This is a genomic window from Bradyrhizobium sp. BRP22, from assembly GCF_020194175.1.
In the GTDB taxonomy this organism is placed as follows: domain Bacteria; phylum Pseudomonadota; class Alphaproteobacteria; order Rhizobiales; family Xanthobacteraceae; genus Bradyrhizobium.
The window spans coordinates 13,935-33,860 of the sequence record NZ_JADYVX010000040.1 but is presented as its reverse complement, the minus strand read 5'-3'; the positions used below and the strand labels follow the sequence as shown (position 1 = coordinate 33,860).

The 19,926-nt window shown below is 64.8% G+C and carries 17 protein-coding genes; 8 read left to right on the top strand and 9 right to left on the bottom strand.

Annotation, left to right across the window (positions count from 1 at the left end; translation table 11 throughout):
* Positions 1-44 precede the first annotated feature (44 nt).
* From I6F35_RS33205 to I6F35_RS33195, 3 genes are all read left to right on the top strand, one after another.
* Entirely contained in the window at positions 45-1,523 is a 1,479-nt protein-coding gene (locus I6F35_RS33205) for an amino acid permease (protein ID WP_225121855.1), read from the top strand.
* Between the two features lie 134 nt (positions 1,524-1,657).
* The gene (soxC, locus tag I6F35_RS33200) at positions 1,658-2,920 is read left to right on the top strand and encodes a sulfite dehydrogenase (RefSeq protein ID WP_225121854.1); all 1,263 of its coding nucleotides are present in this window, start codon (positions 1,658-1,660) and stop codon (positions 2,918-2,920) included.
* Entirely contained in the window at positions 2,907-3,446 is a 540-nt protein-coding gene (locus tag I6F35_RS33195) for a cytochrome c (RefSeq protein WP_225121853.1), read from the top strand. The genes soxC and I6F35_RS33195 overlap by 14 nt, the downstream gene beginning before the upstream one ends.
* Before the next feature lie 4 nt (positions 3,447-3,450).
* On the opposite strand, the gene I6F35_RS33190 is transcribed toward I6F35_RS33195, so the two are convergent.
* Positions 3,451-4,713 (bottom strand): acyltransferase, encoded by a 1,263-nt coding sequence (locus I6F35_RS33190; protein ID WP_225121852.1) that lies wholly within the window; start codon positions 4,711-4,713, stop codon positions 3,451-3,453.
* A 484-nt stretch (positions 4,714-5,197) separates the two neighbouring features.
* Positions 5,198-6,163, bottom strand: coding sequence for a LysR family transcriptional regulator (locus I6F35_RS33185; protein ID WP_225121851.1), 966 nt, complete (start codon positions 6,161-6,163; stop codon positions 5,198-5,200).
* A gap of 118 nt (positions 6,164-6,281) precedes the next feature.
* Here I6F35_RS33185 and I6F35_RS33180 point away from each other — a divergent pair, with 118 nt between their 5' ends.
* Complete coding sequence (locus tag I6F35_RS33180) at positions 6,282-7,463, top strand: MFS transporter (protein WP_225121850.1); 1,182 nt, start codon at positions 6,282-6,284, stop codon at positions 7,461-7,463.
* Between the two features lie 15 nt (positions 7,464-7,478).
* Here the strand turns inward: I6F35_RS33180 and I6F35_RS33175 are convergent, their stop codons facing one another.
* The 7 genes from I6F35_RS33175 to I6F35_RS33145 form a co-directional block, all read right to left on the bottom strand.
* Positions 7,479-7,757 carry a DUF2158 domain-containing protein gene (locus I6F35_RS33175; protein ID WP_225121849.1) on the bottom strand — a complete coding sequence of 93 codons (279 nt, stop codon included), beginning with the start codon at positions 7,755-7,757 and terminating at the stop codon, positions 7,479-7,481.
* A gap of 38 nt (positions 7,758-7,795) precedes the next feature.
* Positions 7,796-8,722, bottom strand: coding sequence for an RNA polymerase factor sigma-32 (locus I6F35_RS33170; RefSeq protein ID WP_225121848.1), 927 nt, complete (start codon positions 8,720-8,722; stop codon positions 7,796-7,798).
* Positions 8,723-8,866: 144 nt separating this feature from the next.
* Positions 8,867-9,298: a cupin domain-containing protein gene (locus I6F35_RS33165; RefSeq protein WP_225121847.1), complete on the bottom strand. Its 432-nt coding sequence runs from the start codon at positions 9,296-9,298 to the stop codon at positions 8,867-8,869.
* A gap of 331 nt (positions 9,299-9,629) precedes the next feature.
* Positions 9,630-10,943, bottom strand: coding sequence for a sorbosone dehydrogenase family protein (locus I6F35_RS33160; protein WP_225121892.1), 1,314 nt, complete (start codon positions 10,941-10,943; stop codon positions 9,630-9,632).
* A 50-nt stretch (positions 10,944-10,993) separates the two neighbouring features.
* Positions 10,994-11,464, bottom strand: a complete 471-nt coding sequence (locus tag I6F35_RS33155; RefSeq protein ID WP_225121846.1) for a DUF2231 domain-containing protein — start codon at positions 11,462-11,464, stop codon at positions 10,994-10,996.
* A 294-nt stretch (positions 11,465-11,758) separates the two neighbouring features.
* Positions 11,759-13,177 (bottom strand): cytosine permease, encoded by a 1,419-nt coding sequence (locus I6F35_RS33150; RefSeq protein WP_225121845.1) that lies wholly within the window; start codon positions 13,175-13,177, stop codon positions 11,759-11,761.
* Positions 13,178-13,478: 301 nt separating this feature from the next.
* Positions 13,479-13,973 carry a MarR family winged helix-turn-helix transcriptional regulator gene (locus I6F35_RS33145; RefSeq protein WP_225121844.1) on the bottom strand — a complete coding sequence of 165 codons (495 nt, stop codon included), beginning with the start codon at positions 13,971-13,973 and terminating at the stop codon, positions 13,479-13,481.
* Between the two features lie 161 nt (positions 13,974-14,134).
* Between I6F35_RS33145 and I6F35_RS33140 the strand changes: the two genes are divergently transcribed.
* The 4 genes from I6F35_RS33140 (at position 14,135) to I6F35_RS33125 (ending at position 19,867) form a co-directional block, all read left to right on the top strand.
* Positions 14,135-15,412, top strand: a complete 1,278-nt coding sequence (locus tag I6F35_RS33140; RefSeq protein WP_225121843.1) for an amidohydrolase/deacetylase family metallohydrolase — start codon at positions 14,135-14,137, stop codon at positions 15,410-15,412.
* 128 nt (positions 15,413-15,540) lie between these two features.
* Positions 15,541-17,832 carry a xanthine dehydrogenase family protein molybdopterin-binding subunit gene (locus I6F35_RS33135; protein WP_225121891.1) on the top strand — a complete coding sequence of 764 codons (2,292 nt, stop codon included), beginning with the start codon at positions 15,541-15,543 and terminating at the stop codon, positions 17,830-17,832.
* Positions 17,829-18,665 (top strand): FAD binding domain-containing protein, encoded by an 837-nt coding sequence (locus I6F35_RS33130; RefSeq protein WP_225121842.1) that lies wholly within the window; start codon positions 17,829-17,831, stop codon positions 18,663-18,665. Before I6F35_RS33135 ends, I6F35_RS33130 begins: the two co-directional genes overlap by 4 nt.
* The gene (locus I6F35_RS33125; protein ID WP_225121841.1) at positions 18,662-19,867 is read left to right on the top strand and encodes a 2Fe-2S iron-sulfur cluster-binding protein; all 1,206 of its coding nucleotides are present in this window, start codon (positions 18,662-18,664) and stop codon (positions 19,865-19,867) included. The genes I6F35_RS33130 and I6F35_RS33125 overlap by 4 nt, the downstream gene beginning before the upstream one ends.
* The last annotated feature ends 59 nt before the right edge of the window (positions 19,868-19,926 follow it).

Sequence of the window (19,926 nt, the reverse complement as noted above, 5' to 3'; positions counted from 1 at the left end):
TGCGCGACCGATCGCCCGGGGTCGAAGTCACGAGGAGGTGGTTCTTGGCAGAGATCTGGGCAAGGAAATCGACGGCCGACTTGCTGCTGGAAGCGGCGGCTATGGAAGGCGACGCGCGAACCTTGCCGCTGCGGCGCTCGCTGTCGGCGCTCAATCTCGTCGCGCTGGGCATCGGCGGCGTCATCGGTGCCGGCATCTTCGTCTTGACCGGACATGCCGCGGCGACAAACGCGGGACCCGCGGTAACGCTTTCCTTTGTGCTCGGCGCGATCGCCTGCGCCTTTGCCGGTCTCTGCTACGCGGAGATGTCCTCGACCGTCCCGGTCTGTGGCAGCGCCTATACGTTCGCCTATGCGACGCTGGGCGAGTTCGTGGCGTGGATCATCGGCTGGGACCTGATCCTCGAATATGCCGTTGGCGCGGTTGCGGTCTCGATCGGATGGTCGGGTTATGCGGTCAGCTTCGCCAGGGATTTTGGCGTTACGATACCACCGCAACTCGCATCCGCGCCGCTGAGCTATGACGCGACCACGCATGCATGGTCGTCGACGGGCGCGATCTTCAACGTGCCGGCGATGCTCATCATCGTCTTCATCACAACCCTGCTGGTTGCGGGGATCAGGGAATCGGCGCGGTTCAACAATTTCATCGTTGCCCTGAAGCTGACAGTCATTCTGCTCTTCATCGTCTGCACAGTTCCCTCGTTCACGACCGCGAACTGGGTCACCGCGAGCAATCCCGAAGGCGCCTTCATTCCGCCGAATGTGGAGGTCGGCGTGTACGGCTGGTCCGGCGTGTTCCGCGGCGCAGCGGTGGTGTTCTTCGCCTATATCGGTTTCGACGCGATCTCGACCGCCGCGCAGGAGGCGAAGTCGCCGGAGCGAGACATGCCGATCGGCATCCTCGGCTCGCTGGTGATCTGCGCGGCGCTCTATGTCGCCGTCGGCTTCGTGCTGACCGGTATCGTGCCATTCGACCGGCTGAATGTTCCCGATCCGATTGCGGTCGGAATAGACGCGGCCGGCGTCGGCTGGCTGTCGCCGATCATCAAGCTCGGCATCCTGTTCGGCCTGACGTCGGTCATGCTGGTGATGCTGCTGGCGCAGCCCCGGATCTTCCGCGCCATGGCGCATGATGGATTGCTGCCGCCTGCGATCGCAAACATCCATCCGCGCTTCCGGACGCCCCATGTCGCCACCATCGGTTCCGGCATCGTCGTTGCACTTCTCGGCGGGTTGCTGCCGATCGGATTGGTCGGTGAACTCGTCAGCATCGGCACGCTGTTCGCGTTTGCCGTGGTCTCGATCGGCACGATGGTGCTTCGCATCGTCGATCCGGACCTGCCGCGTCCGTTCCGGGCGCCGGCGATCTGGCTGGTGGGGCCGGCCGCGGCCGCAACCTCGCTCGTCCTGATGCTCAGCCTGCCTGCGGACACCTGGATCCGGCTCGCGGTGTGGCTCGTGATCGGCCTTGTGATCTATGCCGCCTATGGCCGGACGCATAGCCGGCTGCGCGCGAGCTAACACCCGATCGAAATATGCCGGCCAGCGCTGCATCGGCGACATGACACGCCGGCGATTTTGCAGATGTGAAGGCGTGTACTTAGCGTCCAGTGATAGGCTGAAACGACCAACGAGAGCGTCAAGGGGAAGCGTCCATGAGCGAGCAAACAACCGCCAAGCGCGAACGTCGACCATCTCGCCGGCATTTCCTGCAAGCAGGCGCCGCCGTCGCGGGCGGGGCTGCGCTCGGTGCGCCAGCCGTTGCGGACACTGGCAACCTTCCACCCAACATTCCCGAATGGATGAAAGCGCCGGGTGCGCCGATGGGCGATCAGCCCTATGGCGCGCCGTCAGTCTATGAGAAGGGCGTCATCAAAAACATCTCCAAGACGCTGCCGCAATATCTCTCCGCTTCCGGCCGCACGCCGCTGCAGGAACTCGACGGCATCATCACGCCGAACGGGCTGTTCTACGAACGCCATCACGGCGGCGTGCCGACGATCGATCCGGCGCAGCACCGGCTGATGCTGCACGGCCTGGTCGATCGTCCGCTGATCTTCACGATGGACGACATCCGCCGTTTCCCGTCGCAATCGCGGATCCATTTCATCGAATGTTCCGGCAATCCGGTCTACACCAAACCTTACGGCAAGACCGCCTCCGATCTCGTCGGCCTCGTGAGCTGCGCCGAGTGGACCGGCGTGATGCTGAAGGACGTTCTGAACGAAGCCGGCCTGCAGAAGGAGGCGAAATGGCTTGTCGCCGAAGGCGCGGACGCGGCGGCACTGACGCGCTCGATCCCGATCGAGAAATGCCTCGACGACGCCATGCTGGTCTACAGCCAGAACGGCGAGCGGCTGCGTCCGCAGCAGGGCTATCCGCTGCGCCTGCTGCTGCCGGGCTTCGAGGGCAACATGAACATCAAATGGCTGCGGCGGCTGAAGGCGGTGGCCGAGCCCGACTATTCGCGCGAGGAGACCTCCAAATATACCGACCTGATGCCCGACGGCACGGCGCGCGAGTTCACCTTCACCATGGAGGCGAAGTCGATCATCCTGCGTCCCTCGGGCGGACAGAAACTGAACGGCACCGGCTTCCACGAGATCTCCGGCATTGCCTGGAGCGGGCACGGCCGAATCAAGCGCGTCGAGGTCTCCGTCGATGACGGCAAGAGCTGGCAGGTCGCGACGCTGCAGGAGCCGGTGCTGACCCGCGCGCTCACCCGTTTCCGCCTGCCGTGGCAGTGGGACGGCAATGCCGCCGTGATCCAGAGCCGCGCGATCGACGAGACTGACTATGTGCAGCCGACGCTGGCCGAACTGCTCGCGGTCCGCGGCGTCAATCATTACTACCACAACAACGCGATCTGGCCGTGGCGCATCGCCGCGAACGGGGAGGTGAGCAATGCGCTGTCCTAGATCGCACATCGCACTAGTCGTCGCATTCATCGCCGGGCTCGCTGTTGCCGCGCAAGCCGAGGAGCGCTTTCACATCGGGCGGGCGGCGACGCCGGCGGAGATCAAGGGCTGGGACATCGACATTGGCCATGACGGATCGAACCTGCCGCCAGGCAGCGGCGGCGTCGAGCGCGGCCGCGTGGTCTATAGCGAACAATGCGCCGCCTGCCACGGCGCGGACGGGCAGGGCGGGGTCGGCGATCGCCTGGTCGGCGGGCAGGGCACGCTCGCGAGCGCAAAGCCGGTGCGCACCGTCGGCAGCTACTGGCCCTATGCGCCGACGCTGTTCGACTATATCCGCCGCGCCATGCCGCAGAACGCGCCGCAGTCGCTGAGCGATGAGGATGTCTACGCCGTGTCCGCCTATATCCTCCATCTCAATGGCCTCGTTCCGGCCGATGCCGTGCTCGACGCCAAGACGCTTGCCGCCATCAAGATGCCGAACCGCGACAGGTTCGTGTCCGATCCGCGGCCGGACGTGCGCTGATCGCCTACGGCAGCCGAACCGCGCGGAAACCGGCCGCCGTTCGGATCGCGCCGGCACTGAACTGCCGCCATACCGCAGCGCCGAAGCCCGTGGCCGGCGCCGTGCCGAGCGGCATTTCCCCGCGCGTCGTGGTCGAGAGCGCGTGTCGGGCGACGTTCATCGCAGGCTTCTCGATCCACCGATAGGTAAGCGCGGCGACGGGAACGACGAGGACGACGGAGAGAACGAGAGCGGCCACCACCGCCATCTCCGGCGTGCCCAGGACCACCAGCTTGTCGTCGTTGTGCCAGGCCACCAGTTCGAGGTGGAGCTTGTGGCCGAGGAACGAGGCGGCGCTGCGCATGATCTGGAAGATGAAGGTGTGGATCATGTAAATCGAGTAGGACCACAGCCCGAGCTTCTGCAGCATAGGAGAGCGCAGCATCGCCGAGATCTTGCCCTGATCGAACGAGAACACGCAGATCACGACCGCTGCGAGCAGTGGAAACAGATATTGCGGTCCGCTGGATGGGGTGACCACCACGAAGACTGCAAACAGCACCGCGCACGAGACCTCCAATATGTTCGGCATGTCGAGCCGGCCGTTGGAATAGAGGCGGAGGTCGTAGACCAGGCATCCCGCAAAGAAGGAGAACATCGCGCGCAGCATGCCCCAATCGCTGGAGACGAACAGTGAGCCCGGGGAGCGTTCGTAGAGATGTATTCCGGCGGCAAGGCAGAGGCCGAGGAAGATCTCGCGGCGCCTGCGCGGGAACAGCACGACGATGACGGCGAACAGGATCGAGACGTAGAACTCGACCGCCGCGCTCCAGGCAGGGCCGTTCCAGGTCAGGCCGCCATGCAGGTTGAAGGACTGCAGGAACAGGATGTTGGTGACGACTTCATAGAGCGTGTGTCCGTCGCCGAACGGTACCGAATCCAGCGAGAACGAACCGTCGGTGCGCATGAAGACGATCTTGCCGACTTCGATCATCACGAACAGCGCCAGCATCACCATGTGCAGCGGCCAGAGCCGCGCGAACCGCATCGCCACGAAGCGGATACCATCGCCGGCCTGGTTAAGGCGCTGGCCATAGGAATGACAGAGCACGAAGCCGGACAGGGCAAAGAACATGTCGACGCAGAATTGCAGGTTAACGAACGGCTGGGTGCTCTTCAGCGCATGGTAAACGGGAATGTGAAAGAGCACGACCAGCAGCGCGCAGATACCGCGCATTGCATCAAGTGCCTCAAACCGGTTGGTGCCCGACGATGTCTGTCCCGCCATGATACGCCTCTTTCGCTGGCTGTGCGTTTGGCATGTCCCTGAGCAAGGCGGAGACCAGAGGTGATGGCGGAGGGGCGTCGGCTGCGGTCAGTGCGAAGTTTGGTAAATCGAGATCGGCGTCGGCCGGGTCCCGGCTTCCGCCAGGACGACGTATTCCGTCATTGCGAGCGGTGCGAAGCAATCCATAGCGTCGCTTATGGAGAGATGGATTGCTTCGTCGCTTCGCTCCTCGCAATGACGGGGAAGAGTTCTGATTCAGATTTCAAACAGCAACTTCGTAGGATGGGGTAGAGCGAAGCGAAGCCCATCGGCTTCGGTCATATCACGGCCCACGCGACACGAGACCCTCATGGTGAGGAGCGCCGCAGGCGCGTCTCGAACCATGAGGCCCGCCGGTTGCCTCGCCCTTCGAGACGCCTGCTGCGCAGGCTCCTCAGGGTGAGGGGATAGAGTCGGGCATGTCGCTTGAGACGCATCGAGCCGGTCACCGCCTGGGATGCGCTTGCAGTTTCCACTTGCCTTCGGCGGCGCGCTTAAGAGCGGGGTCATCGAGGCGGATGTGGCGCGAGAGGAAATCGATGAAGGCGCGCACGCGGGCAGGCAGGGGGCCGGGGTAGCCGACATAGACGGCGTGCATATCCTCGCGGTCGCCGGGATTGAGAGTTTGAAGCACCGGCACCAATCGTCCGGCTTCGATGTCCGGACCAATGTGGAATAGCGCAAGCCGCGCCAGGCCGGCGCCGCCCAAAGCGAGCCGGCGGACGGATTCGCCATCGCTTGCGCGGACGACCGGCGGCGGCAGCACCTCTTCGATCCGCTCGCCCTTGCGGAACGGCCAGCCGCGGATGGTGCGTGGAAAGGTCCAGCCGATACCGCGGTGATCGGCGAGTTCGGCCGGCGTCTTCGGCGTGCCATGGCGCGCGAGATATTCCGGCGAGGCCACGACGACCATGCGGCTGGTCGCGAGCTTGCGCGCGATCAGCCGCGATACCTGCAGCGGCCCGGCGCGGATGGCGATATCGGCGCGCTCCTGCATCAGGTCGATCACGGTGTCGGTCAAGACGATATCGAGCGTAATCCCGGGATGCTCGGCGAGGAAGCGCGGCACCAAAGGAAGGACATGCAAGGTGCCGAACGGGATGTTGCTGTTGACGGTGAGATGGCCTCGCGGCGTCGCGCCGGCGGCGGCTTCGTGTTCGGCTTCCTGGATCTCGGCGAGGATCCGCACCGCGCGTTGATAGAAGGCTTCGCCTTCCGGCGTGAGCTGCAGCCTGCGCGTGGAGCGGTTGATCAGCCTGGTGCCGAGACGGGCCTCCATTCGCGACACCAGCTTGCTGACGCCCGACGGCGTGAGCCGCAAACTCCGCGCCGCGGCGGTAAAGCCGGCGCGATCGACGACGCGGACGAACACTTCCATTTCGCCGGAGCGGTTGGTGTCTGAGCGAACCATGTTGAATTGGTGTCACAAATGATTGGACTTGTCGCCCTCTAATTCTCGCAAGGCTCCGGCGCTATTTGCGGGCTTGCCGTCCTTTTGCTTGCCGTCCTTCCAGTCCGGAGCCACGTCCTTGCCCATCGCTGTCCTCGCGCTCACCGCCGGTGCCTTCGGCATCGGCACCACTGAATTCGTCATCATGGGTCTTCTGCTGCAGGTCGCGGCCGACATGCAGGTGTCGGTATCGGCGGCAGGCCTGCTGATCTCCGGCTATGCGCTGGGCGTCTTCGTCGGCGCGCCGATCCTGACGCTGGCGACGCGGCGGATGCCGCGCAAGGCCGTGCTGCTGGCGCTGATGGCCATCTTCACCCTCGGCAATGCCGCCTGCGCGCTGGCGCCGAGCTATGGGCTTCTGATGGCCGCGCGTGTATTGACCTCGCTGGCGCATGGCACGTTCTTCGGCGTCGGCTCGGTGGTCGCCACAAGCCTCGTCGACGAGGACAAGCGCGCGTCCGCGATCGCGACGATGTTCGTCGGCCTCACGGTGGCGACCATTCTCGGCGTGCCGTTCGGCGCCTGGATCGGGCTATCGTTCGGATGGCGCGCGGCGTTCTGGGCGGTCACCGTGATCGGCGTCGCGGCGTTTGCCGTCGTGGCGCTGTTCGTACCCGGCGGCGTGGGCGAGGATCGCAACGGGGCGAAGATCCAGGACGAACTGGCCGTGCTGTTTCGTCCGCAGGTGCAACTCTGCCTGGCCATGACGGTGCTCGGCTTTGCCGGGGTGTTTGCGGTCTTCACCTATATCCAGCCGATCCTCACGCGCGTCACCGGATTTTCCGATGCGGCTGTATCGCCGATCCTGCTGGTGTTCGGGCTCGGGCTGTCGATCGGCAATATCGCCGGCGGACGGCTGGCCGATCGAGGCCTGTCGCGCGCGCTGATCGTAACGCTGGCGGCACTCGCACTCGTGCTGGTCGCAATGGCCGCTGTGCTTTCGTTGAAGGTCCTGACCGTCGTCCTGGTCGGGCTGCTTGGCATCGCCGCCTTTGCCACCGTGGCACCGCTGCAGCTTCGGGTGCTCGAGACGGCGGGCGAAGCCGGACGAACGCTGGCCTCGAGCCTCAACATCGCCGCCTTCAATCTCGGCAATGCATTCGGCGCCTGGGCCGGCGGCGTCACCATCGATCATGGGCCCGGTCTCACCGCGCTGCCGCTGGTTGCGGCGGCGATCACCTCGGCCGGTCTTGCGCTCGCGTTGTGGAGTTTGCGGCTCGATCGGCCGCGGGTTCAGGCGGCGACGTGCCCGGCGGAATAGCGCAATGGCCTGCGATCAGAATTTTCGGAGGACCGGGACGGGGAAGGTCGCATTGTTGGTCTGGCCAGTGCCGTCGGTCCAGAAGCAATCGACCTGATCGTCCCTGACCGTGTCCACCGTCATCAATGACCCGCCTGAACGCAGGCGGACGAGATCGACGGGGTGAAATTGCGGCGTCGCAGGTCCGCTCGAGAGGCTCTGTGAAGCCGGGGCGGCAACTGCCTGAGCGAGGGGTGCGCCGAGCGAAAGGATCAAACCGGCGCCGATCGAGAAGCGCTTCGTCAGCGCGAGCATGCCGGAGCCTCCGTGTCTTCGGGGACGAGGTGGGCTCGTCAGAGCACCACCAGATCTGCATTTACGAAGTCCACGCGCCTGCCTTCACGAGCCGCCTCGTTCCTTCGATGCGGTCGATCGGGTTGCGTGGGCGGCACGCTCGTCGTGTCATCGGACGTCGATCGATCGGACCGCAGATAGCCGACGGCGGCGCGTTTCACTTTTTCAAAGGCGTGGTTCTCGATCTGCCGCACGCGCTCCGGTGAAATATCCATCCGGCCGGCGAGTTCTGCGAGCGTGGGCGGATTGTCGGTGAGGCGGCGAGCCTCGAATACCTGCCGCTCGCGCGGTGTCAGCACCTTGAGCGCGGCCGAGAGTGCGCTGGTCTGCTGGGTCGTTTCATCCCGCTCGGCCAGCAGCACTTCGGCATCAGGGGACTCATCGACCAGCATCGTCTCCCATTCCGCGGCTTGCCCGTCGTCATCCATCGGCTTGTTGAGCGAGAAGTCGCCGCGCAGCCGACCATCCATCTCGATCACGTCGGCGGCGGTGACGCCGAGGTGCTCGGCCACCACATTGGCAATTTCCGGCGTGAGCGAGGTCGGGTTGTTCGACACTTTTCTGATCTCGCTTCGGAGGCGGAAGAACAGCTTCTTCTGCGCGGCGGTCGTGCCGATCTTCACCAGCGACCAGGAGCGCAGGATGTATTCGTGGATGCTGGCCTTGATCCACCACAACGCGTAGGTCGAGAAGCGCGAGCCCCGGTCCGGCTCGAAGCGCTGTGCGGCAACCACCAGGCCGACATTGGCTTCGGCGACGATATCGGCGAGCGGCAGGCCATAGCCGCGGTAGTGCCGCGCCACCTTGGCCGCAAGCCTGAGATGACTTTTGACGAGAGCATGCAGCGCGGCTTGATCGCCGAGTTCGCGCCAGCGGCGTGCAAACCGCTGCTCTTGTTCCGCATCCAATAAGCCGTATTGTTCCATCGTAAAGGTTCCGTCGGTTATCGTGCTCGACACGTTTGCGTCGCATGCCGATTGGGGCGTGAGGCAAGTCGAGGTGGTACGATCATTAGGGGCAGGCGCTGCCGCGGTCTTTCGAGAGCGACGGTTTTTGCTGAAACGCACATTTCAGATCATCTCGGTCGGCCGCACGGCGTCGGCGTCCGGCCAGGTCGCGTCGGGAAGATTGATGACGATCGGCGTTGGCGTGCTGCGCACGATGACCCAGCGGAACGGCCGCTCGTTCGAGAGATTGCTTTCCATGTGCGGCAGGAACGCCGGGACGTGGATGAAATCGCCAGCCTTTGCGCAGGCAACGAATTCTCCTCCCGCACCCCAGCGGATCTCGCAGGCGCCGGAAAGCACGAATGCGATCGTTTCCTGCTCTCCGTGATGGTGGATGCCGGTACGTGATCGCGGCTTGACCTCGAACAGCCCGCCCCAGAGAGCCGAGGTGATACCAAGCGCGGGATCGATCGCGGCACGACGCTCAGAACCCGGCGTTTGGCTTGTGCCGAGGTCGAAGCGATCGGGGCTGACAACGCGGACTGAGCTGTTCATCACGCTCACCTTTCGGATTGGCTGCCCGTTGAGCGTAGGCCCGGCGTGGTCGGCAGAGCCACTAAACAGGTGTTTAATGAGTTCACGTCCGATTGAGTGGACGCTGCCGTCTGACAGATCGGTGAGCTTGCTGCACGCGGAGGGAAGCGGGCTCACGCTGCAGTTATTCTGCAGTGATGAAGAATAACGTTGGTTTGAGAAATCTTGCGTGCGAATCCGCAAGACATGCTTGCGATTGGTGTGTGGAGCCGCGAAGGCGGGTGATAGCGGAGCCGGGCGTCGCTTGCGAACGGCGCCCGGCTCTGCCTCGCTCCTTGGGCTCCTCTAGGGCTTATGTCGCCGGCTTGGGTGGAGCGGCTGGGCTCGTAGAGGACACCCGCCACACCGTGTTTCCAACATCGTCGGCTATCAGCAAGGCGCCCGCCCGATCGATCGCGAGGCCGACCGGCCTGCCGCGTGCGCGGTCGTTCGCATTGAGGAATTCCGTGACGACGTCCTGCGCCGGACCGGAGGGCTTGCCGCCGCTGAACGGCACGAACACCACCTTGTAGCCGTTGAGCGGAGTTCGATCCCAGCTTCCATGTTCGGCGACGAACGCGCCTCCGTGGTACCGCGCCGGAAGATTGTTGCCGGTGTACATGGCGAGGCCAAGTGGTGCCACGTGAGAGCTCAGGGCATAGTCGGGCACGATCGCCTTGGCGGCGAGATCGGGGCGTTGCGGCTCGACGCGTGGATCGAGATGCTGGCCGTAGTAACTATAGGGCCAGCCATAGAAGCCGCCGTCCTGCACCGAGGTCAGATAATCAGGCACGAGATCAGGGCCGATCTCGTCGCGTTCGTTGGCGATAGCCCAGAGCTTGCCGGTCTCGGGCTCCCATTGCAGCCCGGTCGGATTGCGCACGCCGCTGGCGAAGATGCGATGCGCGCCGGTCGCGCGGTCGACCTCCCAGATCGCCGCTCTCTCATACTCGGCCTGAATGCCATTTTCGGTGATGTTGCTGTTGGAGCCGACGCCGACATAGAGCTTGGTGCCGTCCGGGCTCGCGAGCAATGTCTTGGTCCAGTGATGATCGATCGGTCCGCCGGGAAGATCGGTCAGCTTGGTGCCGGGGGCGGTGATGCTGGTTTGTCCGTCCTGGTAGGGATACCGGACGATCGCATCGGTGTTCGCGACATAGAGATCGTGGCCAACCAGCGCAACGCCGAACGGCGAGTTGAGATGGTCAAGGAATACGGTGCGCATGTCGGGAACGCCGTCGCCATTGGTGTCGCGCAACAGCGTGATGCGGTTTGCATCCGCTGCCTTGGCGCCGGCGAATGATTGCACCCAGCCGGTGATGAGATCCTTGGGGCGGAAGACCGGAGCTTTCGGGCCGTTGCTTTCGACCACCAGCACGTCGCCGTTCGGCAGCACGTAAAGCGATCGCGGATGCTGAAACCCTGTCGCCAGGGCACGGATCTGCAGTCCCTTCGCCACCTTCGGCGTGTCGTCGCCCCACGGGACCGGCCGCGCAATCCTGATCGGCGGCAGCAGATATTGTTGCAACGCCGGGAGGAACGGGTGGGCGCCGATCTGCCTTGCAGGGTCGCCGCCAGCGTCGTCGCAGCCTGCAAGACTCAACGCAGCAACGGCGATGACAGCCATCGCGGCAAAGCGCGGCAGCTTCACCGCACGTGCAAGATCGAGCGAACCGGTCATCGGGCTGCTCCCAGGCCATCGCCATAGGTCAGGCTCCAGCCTCCCACCAACAGGGAGAGCAAGAGGATGGTGACGAGCCCCGAAAGTACGAGGCCGGTCGGCACCACAGCGGTATAACCGTCGCGGCTGTGAACGAGGACGTTCGCGATCGAGAGCGCGATCGCGACGACGTAAGTGAGTGCACGAAACCAGGCTGGCCTCTGCCTGTTGACCAGGAGGTCGATCGCGGCAGCGATGGCAGCAAGGAACGCGATGACAAGGCCGGCCGCAATCAGCCAGACTGAAAATCTCTCCCACATCACCAGCATGGTCCGCCAATAGGCGAGGTCGGTGACGAAGGCGCCGATCAGATAGGCGACCGAAAACGGCAGCAGCATTTGATGAATGGCGCGCCCGCGCGGCGCAACCACCGGCATTGCTTCGGCCTCGACTGTGGAATTGCTGTAGGCGACCGCGATCTGGGTCATGCTTCCATCCTCACGATAGTGTGCACGTGCGCGGCTAGCCCTGCCGACGCCTGCTCTGCGAGGCAACTGTTCTATCTGTTCGATATGTTGGAGGGCTTCGCCGCTCCCATCATTGCAAATGGAAAGTGGGCGGCGCTTTCAAAGGCGGTCGTCTCGAAACTGACGGTAAATCCTCTGTGACCGTCACGCACGCAAAGCGCCGGAAGGCAACGAGATTGTCACCCATCCGTCGCTTCCTGCATTATCGCCATGCGTATTTGGGCAAGCACCCTTGCAAGGGCGCTTGCGCCTCGTTCACTGGCTCGCGCTGGGTGCGGCAACAGGCGAGGGCGCGGTGGCGCGCTTACCGAGTGCCAGATAGACAGCGCCCGATACGCCGATCCCGAACAGCCAGCTCAGATCCGCGCCGCCGAGAAGGCCGGTCGAGATCGGTCCCTGCAGTGCGCTGACGAGGCCGTCTTCCACCGACCAGCCGGCAACGAGACCTGCGAGGAAGGCGATGATGCCGCTCCAATTGATGTCGCCGTAAGCGCTGGTTTCCGGCGAGCGGTAGAGCTCGGCGACGTCGATCTGGCCCTTTCGCTTGATGTAGAAATCGGCGAGCACGACGCCGGCCCACGGGCTCATCCATAGCAGCAGGCTGATCAACCAGTTGTCGAACGCCTTGGCAAAGGACGGCGCGAAGATGAAGTACAGCGTGGCCAGATAGCCGGCGACCCCGGCAATGATGGCGAGCGCGACGCGTGAGAGCTTGAGGCCGGCGCTGAGCGCGGCCAGCGCCGCCGAATAGACATTGAGGATGTTGGTCGCGATCGGCCCGTGCAGCACCATCAGCAGCACCAGGATGCTGGTCGGACCGCCGAACACCGCGCTGACCATCTTGGCCGGATCGGTGTCCAGCGTCGTGCTGGCGATCGTCGCGCCGAGGATGGCGAGCCACACGCTCGGAACGAACATGCCGACATAGCTGTACCAGAACACGGAACTCGAGGGCAAGCTCTTCGGCACGAAGCGCGAATAGTCCGATGCCCAGGTGACCCAGGAGATGCCCCAGCCGACCCCAACCGCGGTCATCAACAGCGTCAGCATCGCCAGATGCGCGCCGCCCGAAAGCGATGTGGTGAGGCCCCAGTTGACGATGCCCGGACGCGACCAGGCCAGCACGCTCATCAGGATCATGATCGCGACGGTCGCCGGCACCGTATATTTCTCGAAAGTCCTGATGGCATAGAAGCCATAGACGCCGATCCCGACCTGCAGCACCATCACCAGCGTGATGATGATGATCTCGACCAGCCAGGTGTCGGGAATGCCGAACTGGCCGAGGATGGCGACCGCGATCTTGACGGGGAAGTAGGTGTTCACGCCGATCCAGCCGAGCGTCATCAGGAACATTAGGATGCTCGGCAGATAGGCGCCGCGCACGCCGAAGGCCGAGCGGCTCAGCACCATCTGGTTGACGCCGGTCTTGTGCCCCATCACGGTGAAGGCCGCAAAGATCGCGCAGCCGACGATGTTCCCGATCACGATCACCGCGATGGTTTCCAACAGGCCGAGCTTGAGGATGATGCCGAGCGCGCCGAGCGCCCAGTTGACCGGCGCGATATTTGCGCCCGCCCAGATCCACATCTGCTGCGGGCCGGTGGAGTCCCGGTCGGCGTCGGGAATAGGCTCGATGCTATGAATATCGGCGCGAAGCTCGGAATCGGTCATGACATCCCCCGTTCAATACGAAGCACGCTTCGTAATCGGCGGGCGCAGCAACAATCATGCCATGGAAGGAGGGAGCGTCCGCGAAGCGCACTGCGCCGCATGCCGACGCGGCGGGCGGTCCGAACAATTGACGCTGTGTTTTCAAGGTCGGGACGGCATCGCTGCTCGCCCGCGTCAACGCGCGGGCCGGTTGGACGCGTCGCCTAATCGTGCCGGTCCGTGCAGCAGAAGAGCAGGCAACAGAGCGATCACGGATTGTGCAGCCCGCGCCGAAAAGACAGCCAATCGCTCCTCGTTCCATCTAGTCGAATAGGGCAGCCGCGCTGTCGCGATTGGCGTTGCCTGCAACGATGCGTTGCATCATTTCGATGAACAAGGCGCGTTCCTTCTCGCTCAAACCGGTCAAGGTGGCGCGATGGGCTGATCGCGCCGATGCCTCGATCCGGGCGAGCAGGGCCGTTCCGGCCGGCGTCAGCCGGCAGAGCCGGGCGCGCCGGTCATCCTTGTTGACGGCCCGTTCGACCAGATTGCGGGCGGCGAGCCGCTTCAGCGCACCCGTTGTCGTGGTCCGATCCAGCGCAATATCGGCCGCCACTGTGGTCTGATCCGCGGTTCCTCGCACCGCGAGCGCCGAGAGCAGGCTGTACTGCAGCGGCGTTATCTCGAATTCGCCGCAGGCTTCCTGGAACAGCGCGACGTGAATCTGATGCAGGCGCCGGATCAGGAACCCAGGCCGTTGTGACAATGGCCAGGGGCGATGCCTGGTCTCACCGCGACGCTTCTTCGCTTGCTGCAACGCACAGTCTCCAACCTTGGAATGCGGCGCGAGTAGCCCGATTCGAATGCACGCGCCATCACCGGATCATGGCATGAAGCTTGCTTTTTAAAAATACGAAGCATGCTTCGTATTTCCGCGAGAGCGGGATCAACCCGCCGGCGAGCTTAAGGAGAATGTTCATGTCCATCAGCGCCAGCTTCGACCTGCTCTTGCGTGGCGGCCGCGTGATCTGCCCGGCCTCCGGCGTCGACGGCATCAGGGATGTCGCCATTCGCAGCGGCAAGATCGCGGCAGTGCAGGCGGATATCCTGCCGACCAGCGCGCGGGAAGTGATCGATGTCACTGGCCAACTGGTGTTGCCCGGGCTGATCGATACGCACGCGCATGTCTATCAATATGTCACCGGACGGTTCGGCATGAATGCCGACATGGTCGGCGTGCAGTCGGGCGTCACGACGCTGGTCGATCAGGGCGGTCCGTCCTGCATGACGCTGCCCGGCTTTCGTCACTTCACCGCCGAGCCCGCGAAGTCGCGCGTCTATGCATTCCTGTCGGCCTATCTCGTCGGCGGACTCGAAGGACATTACTATCCGCAGCTCTATAGCCCGGAGGGCGTCGATATCGACGCCACCGTGAGGGCGGCGACAGCCAATCGTGACATCGTTCGCGGCATCAAGGCGCATGCCGAGATCGGCGGCTTCGCACGCTGGGGCATCCGTGTCATCGAAATGTCGGCGGAGATCGGTCGGCGTGCCGATCTGCCTGTCTATGTCCATTTCGGCCAGCTCTGGGGCCTGCCCGAAAGCGGCGCCAATGGCGAGGATGCCGACACGATCCTGACGCGGGTGATCCCGCTGTTGCGCGAAGGCGATATTCTGGCGCATCCGTTCACGCGCCATCCCGGCGGCTTCGTCAACCGCGATGGCGAGGTGCATCCGGTGATCCAGGCGGCGCTCGATCGCGGCCTCAAGGTCGATGTCGGCCACGGCAGCCATTTCTCCTACCGGCTTGCGAAGAAGGCGATTGCCGCCGGCATCGTGCCGACCACGCTCGGCGCCGATATCCATGGCTACAACACCCATGTGCCCGCGCCGGCCGGCACGCCGGACCAGCACGAGGATGATGAAAATCATCCGTTCGCGGGGCAGGCGAAGTTCAGCCTGGTGCAGGCGATGAGCTCGATGATGGCGCTCGGCCTCTCCCTCGAGCAGGTGGTGCCGATGGTGACCTCCAATCCGGCGAAGATGCTCGGGCGCGACGAGGAGATCGGCGCGCTGAGGGTCGGCAGGGATGCCGACGTCTCGGTGCTCACCGAGCAGGCCGGGCGGTTCATCCTGCGCGACAACGAGAAGAACGAAGTCATCGCGGAGCGATTGCTGCAGCCGGCGTTCTGTCTGCGCGCCGGCACGCGCTACGACGCGGTGGCGCCGATCCTGCCGCAAGCGGTTGCGGCATAAGGAGGCGGGAGCAGTCCGATCGGGAGAACGCCATCTTGCGCAACGAGCGTGACTTTTCCTCCGCACCAGGGTCCGGCGCCGGGCAGGGCGTCGGCGCGCGGCTGCCGCGCAAGGAAGACGACCGGCTGATGCGCGGCCGCGGCCAGTTTGTCGCCGACATTCGCCTCGCCGGACTGCAGGATGTTGCATTCGTGCGCAGCCCGCTGGCGCATGCACGCATTCGCGGCATCCATGTGCCCGAGCGCTACAAGGGAAGCGTGTTCACCGCTGCCGATCTCGTCGGCATCAAGCCGATCCGCGCGGTGTCGGCGTTGCCCGGCTTCAAGATTTCCGAGCAGCCGGTGCTCGCCACCGGCAAGGTCCGCCAAGTCGGCGAGCTCATTGCGATGTGCGTGGCGCCGACGCGCGCCGAAGCCGAGGACATCGGGGCATCAGTGACGCTCGATCTCGAAGAGCTTCCCGCCGTCTACGACATGCTGAAGGCGCGCGAGGCTGGTGCGGCGCTGGTGCATGAGCATTGGGGCGACAACATCTTCCTCGAGACCAATTACGAGGTCGACATATCAGCCGCGCTGGATGCGCCGATCAAGGTGACGCGCGAGATCTCGACCGCGCGGCAATGCATGTCGCCGCTCGAAGGGCGCGGCGTGGTCGCGACTTTCGACCACCGGCTCGATCAGCTCACGCTCTATTCGGCCGCGCAGATGCCGCATATCACCCGCAGCGGGCTTGCCGAGTGTCTCGGCATGGAGGAGGGGAGGATCCGCCTAATCTCGCCCGATGTCGGTGGCGGCTTCGGCCACAAGGGAATCCTGCTGCCCGAGGAAGTCTGCCTCTCCTGGCTGACCATGCGTTGCGGCCATCCGGTGCGCTGGACCGAGGATCGCCGCGAGCATCTCACCGCGAGCTCGAACTGCCGCGAGCATCACTACAAGATCGCGGTCTATGCCGATCGCGACGGCAGGCTGCGCGGCATCGATTGCGAGGCGACGGTGGATTCCGGCGCCTATTCTTCCTATCCGTTCTCGGCGTGCCTGGAGGCGGCGCAGGTCGCGAGCATCCTGCCCGGTCCCTATCTGATGCCGGCCTATCGCTGCCGGACTTTCTCGGTCGCGACCAACAAATGTCCGATCCTGCCCTACCGCGGCGTGGCGCGCACCGGTGTCTGCTTTGCGCTGGAATTGATGCTCGATCTGGTCGCGGCGGAAGCCGGCCTCGAGCCCGGCGAAGTGCGGCTGCGCAATCTGATCCGGCCAGAGCAGATGCCGTTCGACAATATCACCAGGAAGCATTTCGACAGCGGCGATTATCCCGAGGCGATGCGGCGCGCGCTCGCCGCCATCGACATCGATACGGTGCGCGCCCGCCAGTGCAAGGGCGAGGCTGATGGACGGCGGATCGGCGTCGGCGTTTCCATCTATTGCGAGCAGGCCGCGCATGGCACCTCGGTCTATGCCGGCTGGGGCATCCCGATGGTGCCGGGTCATGAGCAGGCATCCGCGCGGCTGACGCCGGACGGCGGGCTCGAGCTGCGCGTCGGCGTGCACTCGCACGGGCAGAGCATGGAAACGACGCTTGCCCAGGTCGCCCATGAGATATTGGGCATCGATGTCGCCAATGTCCGCATCATCCTCGGCGACACCGCGATGACGCCCTATTCGACGGGCACCTGGGGTTCCCGCTCGATGGTGATGGCGGGCGGCGCGGTCGCAACTGCCTGCCGCGAACTCGGCGAGCGTGCCAGGCGCATCGGTGCCAAGCTGCTGCAGCACGATCCGGCATCGGTGGTGCTGCAGAACGGCGAGGTGCGCGGCGTCAACGGCAGCGTGACGCTGAAGGAGATCGCCTACACCTGGTATCGCCGCCCGCAGGATCTGCCGGCTGACGTCGATCCCGGCGGGCTCGAGATCACCTCCGGTTACAAGCCGCAGCGCGACAGCGGCACCTTCAGCTATGCCGCACACGCCGCCGTCGTTGCCGTCGATCCTGATATGGGCGAGGTCGAGATCCTCGACTACGTCATCGTCGAGGATGGCGGCGTGCTGGTCAATCCGATGGTCGTGGACGGCCAGATCTATGGCGGTCTCGCGCAAGGCATCGGCACTGCGCTCTATGAGGAGATGCCGTTCGACGCATCCGGCCAGCCGCTTGCCACCACGCTCGCCGATTACCTCCTGCCGGGACCGACCGAGGTGCCCGCGGCGCGCCTCGACCACATGGAGACGCCGTCGCCCTACACGCAGTTCGGCGTCAAGGGCATTGGCGAGGGCGGGGCCATTGCGCCGCCGGCCGCAATCGCCAATGCGATCAACGATGCGCTAAGACCGCTCGGCGTCGAGATGATGCAGTCACCGATTACGCCGCACCGTATCGTCGAGGCTGTTCTCGCCGCGCGCGATGCAGAAAGGACGGCGACATGAAACCCGCGCCTTTCGGCTATGAGCGTCCACGCGATCTGCAGGCCACGCTTTCGTTGCTCGCTGAAGCCAACGGCTCGGCGAAGATCATCGCCGGCGGGCAGTCGCTCGGTCCGATGTTGAACCTCCGGCTGGTCCAGCCGGAACTGGTCGTCGACATCACCGGCCTTGCCGAGCTCAAGCAGGCCGAACGGAGCGGCGACGAGCTCGTGCTCGGGGCCTGCATCACGCATGCCGATATCGAGGATGGACGCACGCCGGATGTGACGCGTGGCGCCATGCGGGGCGTCGCCGCCAACATTGCCTATCGCGCGGTGCGCAACCGCGGCACGATCGGCGGCTCTCTCAGCCATGCCGACCCCGCCGCCGATTGGGTATCGGCGCTTGCGGCATTCGGGGCGCGGCTGACGTTGCGCAGCCTCGCAGGTGCGCGCACGGTCGCGATGGAAGATTTCATTCTCGGCGCGCTCGAATCCACTCTGCGTCCCGGCGAGATCGTCGAGACCATCCATGTCCCGGCGCGGCCGGCATCGGCGCACTGGGGCTACGCCAAGAGCTGCCGCAAGACCGGTGAGTTCGCGCACGCGCTCGGCGCCGTGATGATCGATCCGAGCGCTGCGACGGCGCGCGTGGTGATGGGCGCGATCGATACCGCGCCGATCGTGATCACCGATGCCGCGGAGTTGTTCGGCGGGCGCATCGCCGGCGACTACAAGGAACGCTTTGACGCGCGGGTTGCCGATACGCTTCTCGCGAAAGCCGGCATCGGCAGCGCGGCTGATCGACATATTCATGTGAGCGTGCTCAAGCGCGCCGTGCGCGAGGCGGCCGCATGAATACGATCGCGCTCAACGTCAACCGTCGTGCGGTGCAGACCGTCGCAGAGCCGCGCACGAGCCTGGCCGATTTCGTCCGCGACAAGCTCGATCTGACCGGCACGCATCTCGGCTGCGAGCATGGCGTCTGCGGTGCCTGCACGGTGCTGCTCGACGGCGTGCCGGCGCGCTCCTGCATCACTTACGCCGTAGCCTGTGAGGGCGCCGATGTCACCACCATCGAGGGGCTCGATGACGACGACATCACAGCCGAGCTTCGCGCCGCCTTCACTCGCGAGCACGCCCTGCAGTGCGGCTACTGCACGCCGGGAATGCTGGTCTCCGCGCGTGACCTCGTGTTGCGTCTCACCGCCGCCGATGAACGCCAGATCCGCATCGGCCTGAGCGGCAATCTCTGCCGCTGCACCGGCTATGTTGGGATCGTGCGGGCGGTGCAGTCCGTGATCGAGGCACGGCGTGCCCGCAACATCGCGCCCGAGCCGGACGGCGGCCGAAAGGTGCTGGGTCCGGCCGGCTCCGGCCGAAGCGGGCGCGAGGGCGTCATCCAGGCGTCGCGACCAGTCCAGACTGAACCCGTCTACGCGTCTGAGCCGGCGGCGGCCCCGGCCGAGATTCCGGACTTCACACCGGCCAACAGGCTCGAACGCGACTTCACGCTTCCCCATCCGCCAAAGGATGTCTTTGCGATGTTCAACGACATCGCCGCCGTTGCCGCCTGCTTGCCTGGTGCGTCGTTGACGGCGGTGCCGAGTCCGGAGCGGGTCGAGGGCGCCATCCGCATCAAGCTTGGTCCGATCGCCGCGACATTCCTGGGGACGGCCCGGATCGAGCGAGATCCGAACAATCTCTCCGGCCGCATCGTCGGTATCGGCAACGACCGGCGCAGCCGGTCGGCGACGCAGGGTGAGATCCGTTACCAACTGGCGTCGATCGAAGAGGGCGCAGGGGCCCGTGTGGATCTCTCCATCGGATACACGCTGACGGGAATGCTGGCGCAGGTTGGACGGCCGGGATTGGTGCGCGACCTTGCCGAGCGGCTAATCGCGGAATTTGCCGCAAATCTCGATCGCCGGATGTCGGGGGTATCCTCGGAGCAGGCAACTGCGACGGAGTTGCAGGGGTTTTCGATGATTTCAGAAGTCTTGCGGGCGCGCATCACGCGCTGGCTCGGTCGCTTCGTCAAGCGAGACGGAGCGGCCTGATGGTTCGGCGTCTCCCCATGTCGCGGGGCGGCGAGGTTGGGACTGCGCGGAGATCAACA